The 14,111-nt window shown below is 68.9% G+C and carries 11 protein-coding genes; 8 read left to right on the top strand and 3 right to left on the bottom strand.

The features are described 5' to 3' along the window. Positions 1 to 126: 126 nt before the first annotated feature. Positions 127 to 1,617, bottom strand: coding sequence for a PucR family transcriptional regulator ligand-binding domain-containing protein (locus ACFVYR_RS21210; protein WP_384254036.1), 1,491 nt, complete (start codon positions 1,615 to 1,617; stop codon positions 127 to 129). A 187-nt stretch (positions 1,618 to 1,804) separates the two neighbouring features. On the opposite strand from ACFVYR_RS21210, the gene ACFVYR_RS21205 reads away from it, so the two are divergent. The 7 genes from ACFVYR_RS21205 to ACFVYR_RS21175 all read left to right on the top strand — a co-directional run bounded on the left by ACFVYR_RS21205 (position 1,805) and on the right by ACFVYR_RS21175 (position 12,099). Then, positions 1,805 to 3,283: a sodium:solute symporter gene (locus ACFVYR_RS21205; protein ID WP_384254039.1), complete on the top strand. Its 1,479-nt coding sequence runs from the start codon at positions 1,805 to 1,807 to the stop codon at positions 3,281 to 3,283. 62 nt (positions 3,284 to 3,345) lie between these two features. Further along, a complete protein-coding gene (speB, locus tag ACFVYR_RS21200; protein WP_384254041.1) occupies positions 3,346 to 4,338 on the top strand; it encodes an agmatinase in 993 nt (330 codons plus the stop codon). 105 nt (positions 4,339 to 4,443) lie between these two features. After that, on the top strand, positions 4,444 to 6,138 hold the full coding sequence (locus ACFVYR_RS21195; RefSeq protein ID WP_384254043.1) for a thiamine pyrophosphate-binding protein: 1,695 nt from the start codon (positions 4,444 to 4,446) through the stop codon (positions 6,136 to 6,138). A gap of 135 nt (positions 6,139 to 6,273) precedes the next feature. After that, entirely contained in the window at positions 6,274 to 7,542 is a 1,269-nt protein-coding gene (locus tag ACFVYR_RS21190; RefSeq protein WP_384254046.1) for an ATP/GTP-binding protein, read from the top strand. Then, positions 7,542 to 8,219 carry an RloB family protein gene (locus tag ACFVYR_RS21185; protein ID WP_384254048.1) on the top strand — a complete coding sequence of 226 codons (678 nt, stop codon included), beginning with the start codon at positions 7,542 to 7,544 and terminating at the stop codon, positions 8,217 to 8,219. Before ACFVYR_RS21190 ends, ACFVYR_RS21185 begins: the two co-directional genes overlap by 1 nt. Positions 8,220 to 8,288: 69 nt before the next feature. Further along, complete coding sequence (locus ACFVYR_RS21180) at positions 8,289 to 10,910, top strand: N-6 DNA methylase (protein WP_384254050.1); 2,622 nt, start codon at positions 8,289 to 8,291, stop codon at positions 10,908 to 10,910. After that, positions 10,900 to 12,099 carry a restriction endonuclease subunit S gene (locus tag ACFVYR_RS21175; RefSeq protein WP_384254053.1) on the top strand — a complete coding sequence of 400 codons (1,200 nt, stop codon included), beginning with the start codon at positions 10,900 to 10,902 and terminating at the stop codon, positions 12,097 to 12,099. The genes ACFVYR_RS21180 and ACFVYR_RS21175 overlap by 11 nt, the downstream gene beginning before the upstream one ends. A 77-nt stretch (positions 12,100 to 12,176) precedes the next feature. Here ACFVYR_RS21175 and ACFVYR_RS21170 read toward each other — a convergent pair whose 3' ends face one another. Together ACFVYR_RS21170 and ACFVYR_RS21165 are read right to left on the bottom strand one after the other, a co-directional pair. Further along, positions 12,177 to 12,398: a DUF397 domain-containing protein gene (locus ACFVYR_RS21170; RefSeq protein WP_384254055.1), complete on the bottom strand. Its 222-nt coding sequence runs from the start codon at positions 12,396 to 12,398 to the stop codon at positions 12,177 to 12,179. Then, on the bottom strand, positions 12,395 to 13,183 hold the full coding sequence (locus ACFVYR_RS21165) for a Scr1 family TA system antitoxin-like transcriptional regulator (RefSeq protein ID WP_384254058.1): 789 nt from the start codon (positions 13,181 to 13,183) through the stop codon (positions 12,395 to 12,397). Before ACFVYR_RS21165 ends, ACFVYR_RS21170 begins: the two co-directional genes overlap by 4 nt. A gap of 484 nt (positions 13,184 to 13,667) precedes the next feature. Here ACFVYR_RS21165 and ACFVYR_RS21160 point away from each other — a divergent pair, with 484 nt between their 5' ends. Beyond that, positions 13,668 to 14,063 carry a hypothetical protein gene (locus tag ACFVYR_RS21160; RefSeq protein WP_384254100.1) on the top strand — a complete coding sequence of 132 codons (396 nt, stop codon included), beginning with the start codon at positions 13,668 to 13,670 and terminating at the stop codon, positions 14,061 to 14,063. The last annotated feature ends 48 nt before the right edge of the window (positions 14,064 to 14,111 follow it).

Genomic DNA, 14,111 nt, shown 5'->3' with positions numbered 1-14,111 from the left:
AGCCCTAGTAGCTCCTCCCCCAGGCCTGAACGGCCCGGGGGGACCCCCACCGAGGACTTCCCGGCGCCTTGCGATCGCACGCACCAGACGACGCCCACTGATCCGACCGGGGATATGACACAGGCTCTAACCGGGCCTGCTCAACGCGAACCACAGTTCCATGCGGACGTCCGGGTCGTTCAGGTCCGTGGTCAGGAGGGACGCGCAGCGGGCGATGCGCTGGCGGACCGTGTTGCGGTGGACGGAGAGGGCCAGGGCCGTGCGGTCCCAACTGCCGTGCAGGGAGAGCCAGGTGCGCAGGGTCGTCGTCAGGGCCTCGTTGCCAGTGAGCGGGGCGAGCAGCACGCGCGCGTGGGCGTCGGCCTCCTCGGGGGCGACCAGGGCGGCGATGCCGGTCTCGTGGTGGCGTACGAGGGGGACGCGGGTGGCCTCCGCGCGGCGCAGGGCGCGGGCCGCCTGCGCGTCGGCGGCGGGCAGCTCCCCGGGCGGTGCGGCGGCGGAGACGCCCAGGGTCCAGCCGTCGGCGGGCGTGATCTCGCGGTCGGCGGGGACGAGGAGGCGTACCGCGTCCCCGGGCTCGCGCGGGTCCACCAGGGCGCTGCCCAGCGCCGTGGCGAGCGCCGACGCGGCCAGCGGACCGTGCTCCCCGCGCGCGTGCACCACGGTCCAGGGACCGCTCCCCAGGAGAGGGCCGATTTCGTCGACCGGCGTCCCTAGGAGCAGCCGTACGAGGGCCGCCGAGCGGGCCGCCTCGGAGGCGCCCTGGTGTTCGCCGGTGAGGAGCGAGAGCAGGACGACCGCGGCTCCGGCGATGGTGTGGTCGCCCGGTTCGCGGCGGTCCGTGGCGAGCCCGAGCGCGAAGCCGCGGCCGCCGCCCAGGGCGTAGGCGGCGAGGTGCGTGGCCCCCGCGGTGTCGGCGGCGGACGCGGGGGAGGCGGGGGCGGTGCGGCGGACGATCCCGGTCAGCTCCCGCAGCGCGTCCCGTACGCCGTCGGCCAGGGGCTGCCCCGCTGCCTGCGACTCCGCCCCGTCCGGCCCGTACAGCACCGCGGCGCCGCCCAGCCGGGCCGCAAGCTGGCGCAGGACGGCGGGGACGGGGTCGGGGCGCGCCGCCGCCGTGGCGAGGCCCTGCTGCGCCTGTGTGACCCGGCGCAGCTCCGCGTGCCTGGCCTCGGCCATCAGCCGCCACACGGCGCGGGCGACGCCGCTGAAGGTGGTGCGGGGCGGGACCTCGACGAGCGGCAGGCCGTACCGGTCGCAGGCCTCGGCCAGGGCGCGCGGCACCGTGTCGTGCACGGGTGCCACACCGAAGCCGAGGGCCGCGCCGCCCGCCGCGACGATGCGGGCCACGTAGTCGTCCAGGTGGCCGTCCGGGGCCGCCGGGTCCGTGATGTGCACGCCCGCGGTGAGCAGCAGCTCGCCGCCGAGCAGATACGGGTACGGGTCCCGCATCTCCGAGGTGTGCACCCACTGCACGGCCGTACCGGCGGCCCGCGCGTCGGGTCCGGCGATCTGGCGCAGGCCCAGGTCGTCGCGGGCGAGCAGCGCGGCGAGCGGGACGGGCGGGGTCGGGGGGACCGCCGGTGGGGTGGCGGGTCCGGCGGCGGGGTCGGTCATGGTGGACGATTCCTCCATATCCGTCGCGGAGAGTAGAGGAAACGTACACTTCAGCGTCGCATTCCGGCCACCTAAGGTCGTGCCGACCACAGGCAGCGGGTACGGGCGGATGTCCCCGCGGCCGGTCGCCACCCCCACTCCATCTGCACGACACGCCACCGAGGTGCGCGAAGGAGGCCCCCCCCTTATGGCCGTCGACTACACAGTGATCGTCGTCTATCTCGCCGGGATGCTGGCCATGGGCTGGTGGGGCATGCGCCGCGCCAAGTCCAAGGCCGAGTTCCTGGTCGCCGGGCGGCGCCTCGGGCCGTGGATGTACTCGGGGACCATGGCCGCGATCGTCCTCGGCGGCGCCTCCACCATCGGCGGCGTCGGCCTCGGCTACCAGTACGGCCTCTCCGGTGCCTGGATGGTCGTCACCATCGGCCTCGGCATCCTGGCGCTCAGCGTGTTCTTCTCGGCCCGCATCGCGCGCCTGAGGGTGTACACCGTCTCGGAGATGCTCGACCTGCGCTACGGCGGGCGCGCGGGCGTCATCTCCGGGGTCGTCATGTGGGCGTACACGCTGATGCTCGCGGTCACCTCGACCATCGCGTACGCCACGATCTTCGACGTCATCTTCGACATGAACCGCACCCTGGCGATCGTCCTCGGCGGTTCGATCGTCGTCGCGTACTCGACGCTCGGGGGCATGTGGTCCATCACGCTCACCGACATGGTGCAGTTCGTGGTGAAGACGGTCGGCGTGCTGCTCCTGCTGCTGCCCATCGCGGTCGTCAAGGCCGGTGGCTTCGGTGAGATGAAGGCCGAGCTGCCCACCGCGTACTTCGACCCGCTGGGCATCGGCGGCGAGACGATCTTCACGTACGTGCTGATCTATACGTTCGGCATGCTCATCGGGCAGGACATCTGGCAGCGCGTCTTCACGGCGCGCAGCGACAAGGTCGCCCGTTACGGCGGAACCGTCGCCGGTACCTACTGTCTGCTGTACGCGGTCGCGGGCGCTGTCATCGGCACCGCGGCCAAGGTCATGTACCCGCACCTGCCGAGCGCCGACGCGGCCTTCGCGACCATCGTCAAGGACGAGCTGCCGGTGGGCGTCCGGGGGCTGGTCCTGGCCGCCGCGCTCGCCGCGGTGATGTCGACGTCCTCCGGAGCGCTCATCGCCTGCGCGACCGTCGCCAACAACGACATCTGGTCGCGGCTGCGGGGCACGGTCACCAAGGGCGGCGACGAGCCGCACGACGAGGTCAGGGGCAACCGCGTCTTCATCCTCGTCATGGGTGTCGGCGTGATCGTCATCTCCATCGCGCTCAACGACGTCGTCGAGGCCCTGACCGTCGCGTACAACTTGCTGGTCGGCGGACTGCTCGTGCCGATCCTCGGCGGCCTGCTCTGGCGCCGCGGCACCGCGGCCGGCGCGCTCGCCGCCGTCGCCACCGGCGGTCTCTCCGTCATCGGGCTCATGTGGGGGTACGGGATCCTCGCCAACGAGCCCGTCTACTACGGCCTGCTGACCTCCCTCGCCGTCTACGTCGTGGTCTCCCTCGCCACGAAGCCCACCGACGCGGCCGTGCTCGCCGCCTGGCGCGAGCGGCTCGCCGGGCGGGGAGCGGAGCCCGAGGCCCCTCCGGCCCCCGTACCTCAGTCCCCCCTCCCTCAGTAGAGTTCAGAAAGCGCCCACAAAGCGCATCGAAGCGTGCAGAGACGCACAAAGGAAGGCACCCCATGAGCAGCAACGAGACGCCCCGCGGCCCCGTCGACTCCTCCCGCATCCCGCGGTACGCGGGCCCGGCGACGTACGCCCGGCTGCCCCGCCTCGACGAGGTCGGCGGCAGGACGGATGTCGCGGTGGTCGGCGTGCCCTTCGACACCGGTGTCTCGTACCGCCCCGGCGCCCGCTTCGGCGGCAACGCGATCCGTGAGGCCTCGCGCCTCCTGCGCCCCTACAACCCGGCGCAGGACGCCTCGCCCTTCGCGCTCGCGCAGGTCGCCGACGCGGGCGACATCGCCGCCAACCCGTTCAACATCAACGAGGCCGTGGAGACCATCGAGGCCGCCGCCGACGACCTCCTCGGCTCCGGCGCCCGCATGATGACCCTCGGCGGCGACCACACCATCGCGCTCCCGCTGCTCCGCTCGGTCGCCAAGAAGCACGGCCCGGTCGCCCTGCTCCACTTCGACGCCCACCTGGACACCTGGGACACCTACTTCGGCGCCGAGTACACCCACGGCACGCCGTTCCGCCGCGCCGTCGAGGAGGGCATCCTCGACACCGAGGCGCTCTCCCACGTCGGCACGCGCGGCCCGCTCTACGGCAAGCAGGACCTCACCGACGACGAGAAGATGGGCTTCGGCATCGTCACCTCGGCGGACATCTACCGCCGCGGCGCCGACGAGGTCGCCGACCAGCTGCGCCAGCGCATCGGCGACCGCCCGCTGTACATCTCCATCGACATCGACTGCCTCGACCCGGCGCACGCCCCGGGCACGGGCACGCCGGAGGCCGGTGGCATGACGTCGCGTGAGCTCCTTGAGATCCTGCGCGGCCTCGCCTCCTGCAACCTCGTCTCCGCCGACGTCGTCGAGGTCGCCCCCGCGTACGACCACGCCGAGATCACGGCCGTCGCCGCCTCCCACACCGCGTACGAACTGACGACGATCATGAGCAGGCAGATCGCCGCGGGACGCGCCCGGGACGCGGAGCAGAACGCGAAGTGAGCGCGGCCACAACGCCGTTGAACGCCTAGGTACGCCGGGCCCGTACGGCCCGGCGGCCGGAGAGCCCGCCGGGCCGGAGCCCGGGCGAGAAGGAGAAGACGCCGCATGACCCACGACCACGACGTGGTGCTGCGCCCCACGCCGCGCCAGACCGAGGCCGCCCTGAACCCGCCCCCCGGGCGCAACGGCGGCGACCTCGTCGTCGAGACCCTCGCCGGTCTCGGCGCGACCACCGTCTTCGGGCTCCCCGGCCAGCACGCGCTCGGCATGTTCGACGCGCTGCGCCGCTCCTCGCTCTCGTACGTGGGGTTCCGCGTCGAGAACAACACGGGCTTCGCGGCGGACGCGTACGGCCGCGTCACCGGCGAGGTCGCCCCGCTGCTGCTCTCCACCGGGCCCGGCGCGCTGACCTCGCTCGCCGCGCTCCAGGAGGCGGCGGCGGGTTCGTCGCCGGTCCTCGCCATCGGCAGCCAGGTCCCGGTGGCCGGGCTCGGTGGCGGCCGCCACGGCTATCTGCACGAACTGCGCGACCAGCAGGCCTCGTTCCGTGACGTCGTCAAGTCCGTGCACACCGTCCGCACGGCCTCGCAGATCCCCTCCGCCATCGCCGCGGCCTGGGAGTCGGCGCTCACCGCGCCGCACGGCCCGGTCTGGGTGGAGATCCCGCAGGACGTGCTGCTCGCGGAGACGACCCTGCCCGCCGTGACGGCGATGGACGCGACGCCCGAGGACGTCGTCCCGCGCCCCGAGCTGACCGCGGTCGCCGCCGACCTGCTCTCCCGCGCCGAGCGCCCGGCGATCATCGCGGGCGGCGGCGTCGTAAGGGCGGACGCCTCCGGCAAGCTCCGCGCGCTCGCCGAACTCGTGAACGCCCCCGTCGTCACCACCTTCGGCGGCAAGGGCGCCTTCCCCTGGGAGCACCCGCTCTCGCTCCAGTCGTGGCTGGAGGACCGGCACACCACGGACTTCCTGGAGGACGCGGACGTCCTGCTCGTGGTCGGCTCGGGCCTCGGCGAACTGTCCTCGAACTACCACACGTTCAAGCCCCGCGGCCGGGTGATCCAGATCGAGGCGGACGCCGGGAAGCTGGAGTCCAACCACCCCGGGCTCGGCATCCACGCGGACGCGCGGATCGCCCTGTCCGCACTCCTGGAGACCATCGACGCGCCCCGCGAGGACCCGTCGGCGCCCGAGCGGGTCGCCCAGGTGCTCGACAAGGTCCGCGAGCGCATCGACGCGCAGGACCTCACCCTGGAGCGGCAGGTGCTCGCCGCCGTCCGCGAGGCCCTGCCGGACACGTCGCCGTCCTTCTGGGACATGACGATCCTGGCGTACTGGGCGTGGTCGGCGTTCGACGCGCGGCGCCCCAACACCATGCACTCGGCGCAGGGCGCGGGCGGTCTCGGCTACGGCTTCCCCGCGGCGCTCGGCGCGGCGGTCGCGGACCCCTCCCACCCGGTCCTCGCCGTCTCGGGCGACGGCGGCGCGATGTACTCGATCGCGGAGTTGGCGACGGCCAGGCAGTACGACCTGCCCGTGACCTGGCTGATCGTCGACGACGGCGGCTACGGCATCCTGCGCGAGTACATGTCCGACGCCTTCGGCGAGGCGACGGCGACGGAGCTGGCGCGGCCGGACTTCGTGAAGCTCGCGGAGTCCTTCGGGGTGCCGGGGGTGCGGTCCTCTCCGGAGACGCTCCGGGACGACCTGGCGAAGGCGCTGTCCGAGCCGGGGCCGAGCGTGGTGGTGCTTCCGGCGGTGCTCCGGATGTTCGCGCCGACGCATCTCACCGGGAACTGATCACCCGTTCGGCTGCCCGCGACTCGTGGCGAGGGGTATCTTGCCCGAGGTCGCGGGCGTTCCCGGCCGAGCTGATGTCGGAGCCGCCGACTACGCTGAGCTCGGAGAATCGGAGAACTCGGAGAGGAGGACGGTGTGCTGCTCAGGTTCCGTGCCGCGAACGTACGTTCCCTGCGTGACGAGCAGGAACTGTCCTTCATCGCACCCGAGGAGGGACAGGACGGGGCGGCGAATCCGCTGGAGCTTGCGGGAGGCGACTCCGTCGAGGTGTACCCTCTGCTCGGCATCTTCGGCGCGAACGCGTCAGGCAAGTCGAATGTGCTGGCTGCCATGGGCGACATGCGCGACGCAGTCCTTAACTCCTATGCGTACTGGGCGTCGTACGAAGGCATCAAACGCAAGGTCTTCGCCCTGAGCCCCAAGAGTGACGACGAACCGTCCTTCTTCGAAGTCGACATCGTCATCGACTCGGTCCGCTGGACGTACGGCTTCGAGCTGGGGCCCACGCGAGTCGAGTCGGAATGGCTGCACAGCTACCCGCGCGGTCGCCGTCAGGAGTGGCTTGACCGCGATGCCTCGCGTGCGGATGCTTTCAAATGGCCGGGCGGACGCGTCCGTGACAGGGCCCAACTCATGCGCCGCACGCGTCCGAACGCACTCCTGCTGTCCACGGCGGGTACAGACAACCACCCGCAGCTGTCCCCCCTGTTCCACTGGTTCCGGCGCAACCTGTGGATGATCAATCCGGAGGACGATCGGCCCCAGCGCGAGAAGTTCACCACCCGAGAACTTTCGGGTGAGAGGGCACTGCGTATCCGGGAGCTGCTTCGCGTGGCCGACCTCGGAATCACCGGTGCGGAGGTGGTCCAGGAAAGGCCCGGGCAGCAGGGGGTGAAGTTGACCCACCGTTCGGCCGCTGGAGACGTCCCCTTCGACTGGCAGGCCGAGTCCTTCGGCACACGCTCCTGGTTCGCCCTTCTGGGGCCGATGCTCCTGGCCCTGGACGAGGGCGCGGTTCTGCTCGTCGACGAGCTCGACGCGAGCCTGCACTCACGCTTCGCCGCGGAGGTCATCCGGCTCTTCCACGACCCGCAGGCGAACCCGAACGGGGCCCAGCTGGTCTTCACGTCGCACGACGCGACGGTCCTCACCACCCCGATCGGCGAGCGGCTTCTTGACCCAGGCCAGGTGTGGCTGACGGAGAAGGACAGGGATGGGGCGACGACCCTCTATCCGCTGACGGACGCCGACCCGGGTAAGGACGAGGATCTGACCCGGTCCTATCTGGCCGGTGTCTTCGGCGGAGTGCCCTCGCTGCTGGAGGGCCAGATCGCTCGGCGGGCTTACGCCGCGCGCGAGTTCGGTGCGTACGAGGAGATGGCCGACCAGGTGGGGCAGGACTGATGGCGCGGGGGGACCGGGGCAGGGACTCGCTGGCGCGGGCCAAGGGCAAGGGGCGGCGTAGGCGCGAGGTCTACATCTACACCGAAGGTGAGGACACCGAGCCCTACTACCTCGACATCATCGCGAAGCACGGCGTCTACGAGGATCCGGGTCTCCAGGTCGTGATCCACATTCAAGAGCGCCACCGGAAGAACGATCGCAAGCCGCTCGACATGGTCGCGAAGGCAGCCGATCTCATGCGGGACAAGACCCGTGAGGCCAAGCGCGACGAGCTGAAGAAGGAACTCCTGCCTCAGGTGTGGTGCGTCTTCGACCACGACAACTACCCGTATCTCGCAAAAGCCATGAAACAGGCCAAGGCGGCCGGTGTCGAGGTCGCCTTCTCGCATCCGTGTTTCGAGGTGTGGCGCCTTGCCCACTACCGCGCGGTCAGTGGCAACTTTTCCGGGGTGTGCGACCTCGTGGCCGACCGATTGCCTTTCGCGCGGGGCTCTGCCGACGCAAAGAACCCCAAGATCGTGCTCCCCCACCAGGTCCTTGGGCGTTATGAGACGGCGAAGAAGAACGCCGAGCGGATGAACGCTCAACACGGGGACCACGTGCAGAAGATCGACAGAGATCCGTACACAGACGTCTTCAAGCTTGTGGAGAAAGGGCTCGGGATCACCACGTACTGACTGATTTCGGTATCGGCCTGGGCGGGCCATAGTCTTTGCCCGTCATCACAGGTCGTAGGGAGTCGGTACGTGGCCAAGCTCACGCTCGCCCAGCTGGAGCGGCATCTCTTCGCCGCCGCGGACATTCTCCGAGGCACGATGGATGCCTCCGAGTACAAGGACTACATCTTCGGTCTGCTCTTCCTGAAGCGGGCCAATGACGAGTTCGAGGCGGCGCGGGAGGAGATCAAGCAGTACGCGGCGAAGGAGCTCCGCCTCGAAGGCGAGGACTTGGACACCTACCTGGAGCGGCCGTCGGAGTACCGCCAGCGCGATGTGCTGTTCGTGCCGGCCGAAGCCCGCTGGCAGGAGATCTCCGCCGCTGCCTCCAACATCAACGAGAGCGCCCTGCGCCCGGCCCTCCAGGCTCTCGAAGGGCAGAACGACAAGCTCAAGGGCCTCTTCGACCACCTTGACTTCAACCGCATCGGCGGATCCGGTGTCGCCTCGGGCGCGGCCAAGCTCGCCGACCAGCGGCTCAGGCTGCTCATCGCGCACTTCGGGCGCATTCGGCTGCGTACGGACGACTTCGAGTTCCCCGACCTGATCGGCGCCGCCTACGAGTACCTGATCAAGGAGTTCGCGGACTCCGCGGGCCGCAAGGGCGGTGAGTTCTACACCCCGCGTGCCGTGGTCCGCATGATGGTCGAGCTCCTTGCCCCGAAGCAGGGCATGCGGATCTACGACCCGTGCGTCGGCTCGGGAGGCATGCTGATCCACGCCAAGGAGTACGTGGAGGAGCACGGCGGCGACACCTCGGACATGTTCTTCGCCGGCCAGGACGCGAACAGCGGCTCCTGGATCATGTCGACGATGAACATGGTCCTGCACGGGGTACGCCGCTTCGACCTCACGACCGGCGACACCCTCGCGCACCCCACGCATGTGCCGAAATCGGACGCCGACCGTTTCGACGGGGTGCTCAGCAACCCGCCATTCTCCATGGATTACGTCCTCGAAGAGCTGGCACACCGGACCGAGCGCACGAAGTACGGGGCGACGAGCGAGCGCGGCAAGGCCGACCTTATGTTCCTCCAGCACATGCTGTGGGAGACGAAGCGGGAGGGGCGTGGTGGCATGGTCATCACGGTCATGCCGCACGGGGTGCTGTTCCGGGGCGGCGGTGAGCAGGCCATCCGCACGCAGCTGTTGGAGGACGATGCGGTTGAGGCCGTCATCGGACTGGCTCCGAACCTCTTCTACGGGACGGGCATCCCAGCCTGCATCCTGGTGCTGCGCCCGCCGGGGAAGCGGACGAACAAGGGTGTTCTGTTCATCAACGCGGACCGGGAATTCCATGCGGAGCGCGCGCAGAACGTACTGCTGCCCGAGCATGCCGAGAAGATCGCGTCCACGTTCCGCTCGTGGGCGGAGGTCCCGGGTTTCTCACGGGTCGTCAGCCGCGAGGAACTGGCCGCCAACGACGACAACCTCAACATCCGCCGCTACGTGGATAACACGCCGCCGCCCGAGCCGCAGGACGTGCGGGCCCACCTAGTGGGTGGGGTGCCACGCGCGGAGATCGAGGCGAAGAAGCCGCTGCTCGACGCGTACGGGATCGGGGTCGGGGACCTGTTCGTGGAGCGGGAGCCGGCGGACCCGGCGTATGTGGACTTCCGGGGGGAGGGCGAGCGCCCTGACATGAGCGAGCTGGCCCGGCCCCGGGAGGAGGCACTGCGGGAGGCATTCACCGCGTGGTGGGCCGCGGAGGCCCGTGAGCTGGAGGCGGTGGCGGCGACGAAGGAGTCTCTGGCTACGTCGACGGCATCGGAGCGGAAGGCCGCGCTGATGCGGGTGCGGGCGTCGCTGATGAAGTCGTTCGTGGAGCGGCTGAGCGAGGTCGGACTCCTTGACCGATACGCGCTGGCGGGGGCGGTCGCCGGTTGGTGGTACGAGGCCAAGTACGACCTGATGGCGCTGTCCGAGAACGGCTTCAAGGGCGTGATCGACGGCTGGGTCGAGAACGTGGAGACCATGCTGGCGCCGGAACAGGACCCCCGTACGCGGAAGCTGCGGAAGCGGACGGCGGCCGAGCGGCGCCAGGCGTACGACCACAAGGTGGTCGCGGCGATCGTGCCCGACTTCTTGGAGGAGCTGGCGAAGGCGGACGCGAAGAAGGCGGAGCTGGACGCGCGGCTGAAGGAGTTGGAGGGGCGGGTGCCGGGTTCCTCGTCCGAGGGGGAGAGCGACGAGGGCGGGGGCGAGGCCGCCCACCCGGACACCGATGACGCGGTGGGCGTCGAGGAAGTGGCGCTATCCGTCGAGGAGTTGGAGAAGCTGCTGGCCGAGATCGCCGTTGTGAAGAAGGCCCGGTCGAAGGCCAACGCGACGATCAAGCGGCTTGAGGCGGAGTTCTGGTACCAGCCGTACCCGAGCGATCCGCCGAAGCTGGGCGAGGAGCCGCCCCGCTTGTTCCAGGCGCGGGACGAGCTGGGGGAGGAAGGGCGACGCCGGGTGGTGCTGGACCTGCTGCGGGATGACTTGGCGGCGAAGCTGGAGGGCCATGTGGTCCGGTGGCAGCGGGAGTTGGCGGCGTCTTATGAGGTTTGGGAGGGGAAGTACGGGGTTTCGTTGCGGGAGATTCGGGAGGGGCGGGAGCGGGCTGCGGGGGAGCTGGATGGGTTTTTGAAGGAGCTGGGCTATGTCGGATGAGGTATGGCCGACGCTGCCGCTCGGCGATGTCCTGGCTGAGCCGATCCGTAACGGGTTTTCGCCCGCTGAGAGTGAGGCGTGGACCGGGGTGCAAATGCTAGGCCTGGGTTGTCTTTCACCGGATGGGTTTGCACCTGCCCAGCTGAAGAACGCTCCCTCGTCGGTGAAAGCGACACACTCAGCTGCCCTTGAGGATGGCGACCTGTTGGTTAGCCGTGCGAACACCCGGGCCCTGGTGGGGCTGGCAGGAATCTACCGGGACGTTGGTACCCCCTGCATCTATCCGGACCTGATGATGCGTCTTCGTCCGGCTGATGAGTACCTGACCGAATTTCTGGAGATCGTGCTGCGCTGGCCGCGGACCCGGCGGAGCATCATGGCGATGGCCCAAGGGACCTCGGAGAGCATGGTCAAGATCTCCGGTGAGACTCTCCGTCGCCTTCGTGTTCCGCGGCTTCCGCTGGGGGTGCAGCGGCGGATTGTTGAGGTGATCGGCAGTGTCACGGCGCTGGAGCGTGGCATTGAGGCGTCGATCGCTAAGCTGCGGTACCTCAGGCAAGGCCTTCTTGATTCTGCGTTTCGGAGGGACTGGCCTACCGCATCGATCGGCGATCTCTGCCGCCTCGGTTCAGGAGCAACTCCGCCAAGAACTGCCGGGGCCGCGTACTTTACGAACAAGGGCACGCCGTGGGTGAAGACCCTTGATCTAAATGAGGGCCTTATCTCGTCCACGGATGAGGCGCTGACTTCGGCGGCCGTAGGTGAACTTGGAATGCGCATCTACCCCGTGGACGCAGTCCTGGTTGCTATGTACGGGGGGTGGGAGCAGATCGGCCGTACGGCGATTCTCAAACGCCCCTCTGCCGTGAACCAGGCGATTTCTGTCCTGATCCCGGACTCTGAACTTGACCCCAGCTATCTCCTTCTTGCGCTGCAGCATGGTCGACACAGGTGGCGACGGGTCGCGGCCAGTACACGCAAGGACCCAAACATCACCAAGTCGGATGTGCGGGACTTCAGAATTCCGGTTCCACCGCGAGGTGAGCAGACCAGGATTTCCGAGCTGGGTGCTGCTCCACTGCGCGAGATCGCGCTCCAAGAAGCGGAGATTGTCAAGCTCCGCAAGCTGAAGCAAGGGCTCGTGGATGACTTGCTCTCCGGGCGAGTCAAGGTGGCGATGGAGGCCTGAAGGCCGAGGTTCATCCTTAGGAGGGGCGGTTGGAAGAGTGTGACGGGGAGGCTGTCACGCTCGCCTGAGCGGGGGCGTCAGTCGGTGAGGTGGCCGGACTTGAGCGCCGTGATGAACGAGGACCAGCCCGTCGACGGGAAGACCAGTGCAGGGCCGTGCGGCAACTTGGAGTCGCGCACGGGTATGCCCGCCGGGTAGCCATCCAGGACTTCGACGCAACTCCCGCCCTGGTCATTGCTGTAGGAGGACTTCCGCCAGCCCTTCAGCGTTGTAGCGTTCGGGACGTTTTGGTCAGTCATGGTCTGTAACCCTTTGCTGTTGCCCTGAGCAGAGCCAATGACTCTTTACGGGGGAGTGCGTTGGCCAATGCGAAATCGTAGCGATGTTGGAGCTCCTGGACCACGGACGGGCTGTCGTGGATCCTCCCCATGTGCAGGCCCTCGCCGTACGCCATGGGCGGCTGGTCCTCGAACCACATCAGCGTGAGCATGTTGTTCAAGAGAGGGTGGAGGCCCAACTCGAACGGCAACACGTGCACCTGGATCCTGCGGCTCTCGGAGAGGCGTACCAGATGGTGGATCTGCTCTGCCATGACCTCCGGTCCAGCGATCTGGCGGCGCAGCACTGCCTCATCCAGGAGCGCCCACACTACGGGCGTCACAGGATCGTCGAGGATCTTCGCGCGTTCTAGGCGTGTGACAAGGCGCCTGTCACATTCCTGTTCACTCACAGGAGGGAACGACGTGCCCAGAACCGCACGCGCGTACCTCTCCGTCTGGAGGATGCCGGGAATGAACGACAGGGCGAACTCCCGGATCATCGTCGCCTGTTGTTCGAGTTGCAGTGCCGTCTCGAAGTACTCGGCCACCGCCATGTCATCGTCCGGCAGGAAGCTGCTCAGTACATTTCCCGTGCCCAGCGCCCTGTCGAGCCTCCGCGCGTCTTCCTTGGAAGGGATCCGGCGGCCCGCCTCGATGTGCGCGATGTGCGAACGCGTCATGAGTGCCATGTCAGCCAGCTCCTGCTGTGTGAGCCCAGCGGCTTCCCGTTGGGCCCTCAGCCATTCCCCATAGATGTTGCTCATCGTCAGCTCCCGTGTGACAGGCGCTTCGTCACGCGCTTCCCCCTGGTGAGAGTAGTCCGACCCGTCTCACTCTGTGAGTGGATCGCTACACAGCGATGCGTATGCGGTGCTGAGGCCTTTACGGCCGGCCCGCACACAAAGACCCCCACTCAGGAGTTGAAGACGTGTTGCGCCGTATCACCCGCCTCGCAGAGCCGCTGTTGCGGTTTCTGCTGCCCGCCTCCGGGCGACACCGCCTCGCGGGGGTGGAGCCCGGAGGCGGACGGGACCTATCCGTAGATGGCTGCCCGCCACGCCGCCCCCTCCCACACGACACCATCCTGCGCGGCGAAGACACCCCCCTCGTCCGCCCCTACCTGCTCACCCACAGACAGCAGGAGGAAGCTAAGCGTCAACGCGCCCGCCGCCGCGCCCTGTGGCTCGCCGTACACGGCGTCGACGTAGGCCCCCGCCATATCCATGGCATCGAGGTGGCCACCGCGTGATGACACCGAACGCCGCCGAGACCTCCTCCACCGACACCACTGCTCCCCGGCTCCTCCCCTGGTCCACCCCCGACGGCAACCCCTGCTACCTCATCGGCGACGGAACCGGCCATGTCTCCCGTGTCGCCGACAACATCGAATCCATCCAGCTCGGCATGGCCGACGAACTACTCGGCCACGTCGACGACTTGGCCGGCGACTCGAGGGCCACCGCGCCCCAGCTCCGCTACATGGCCGCCCGCATGGCCGAGTCCCTGCGAGATGTGACCCGGATCGCCCGCAGCCGCGGGGCCCGCCTCCCCGTACCCGTGTACGACGACGATCCCGAAGAGGAGGGTGACGAAGAGGAAGTGGGAGACGAGGAGGGAGAAACGGACAGGGGCCTCACCATCTGAGCCCCGGATTCCCCTCCCGCACTCCGCACCCAAAGCGCACAATGGACC

The sequence above is a fragment of the Streptomyces sp. NPDC058284 genome, assembly GCF_042881135.1.
In the GTDB taxonomy this organism is placed as follows: domain Bacteria; phylum Actinomycetota; class Actinomycetes; order Streptomycetales; family Streptomycetaceae; genus Streptomyces.
The sequence above is the reverse complement of the archived record's forward strand: the minus strand, read 5'-3'. Positions and strand labels throughout refer to the sequence as shown.

Excerpts from the sequence above, each read along its gene's own strand:
- ACFVYR_RS21210 (WP_384254036.1), bottom strand. The coding sequence starts at position 1,617 with ATGACCGACCCCGCCGCCGGACCCGCCACCCCACCGGCGGTCCCCCCG.
- ACFVYR_RS21205 (WP_384254039.1), top strand. The coding sequence starts at position 1,805 with ATGGCCGTCGACTACACAGTGATCGTCGTCTATCTCGCCGGGATGCTG.
- speB (WP_384254041.1), top strand. The coding sequence starts at position 3,346 with ATGAGCAGCAACGAGACGCCCCGCGGCCCCGTCGACTCCTCCCGCATC.
- ACFVYR_RS21195 (WP_384254043.1), top strand. The coding sequence starts at position 4,444 with ATGACCCACGACCACGACGTGGTGCTGCGCCCCACGCCGCGCCAGACC.
- ACFVYR_RS21185 (WP_384254048.1), top strand. The coding sequence starts at position 7,542 with ATGGCGCGGGGGGACCGGGGCAGGGACTCGCTGGCGCGGGCCAAGGGC.
- ACFVYR_RS21175 (WP_384254053.1), top strand. The coding sequence starts at position 10,900 with ATGTCGGATGAGGTATGGCCGACGCTGCCGCTCGGCGATGTCCTGGCT.
- ACFVYR_RS21170 (WP_384254055.1), bottom strand. The coding sequence starts at position 12,398 with ATGACTGACCAAAACGTCCCGAACGCTACAACGCTGAAGGGCTGGCGG.
- ACFVYR_RS21165 (WP_384254058.1), bottom strand. The coding sequence starts at position 13,183 with ATGAGCAACATCTATGGGGAATGGCTGAGGGCCCAACGGGAAGCCGCT.
- ACFVYR_RS21160 (WP_384254100.1), top strand. The coding sequence starts at position 13,668 with ATGACACCGAACGCCGCCGAGACCTCCTCCACCGACACCACTGCTCCC.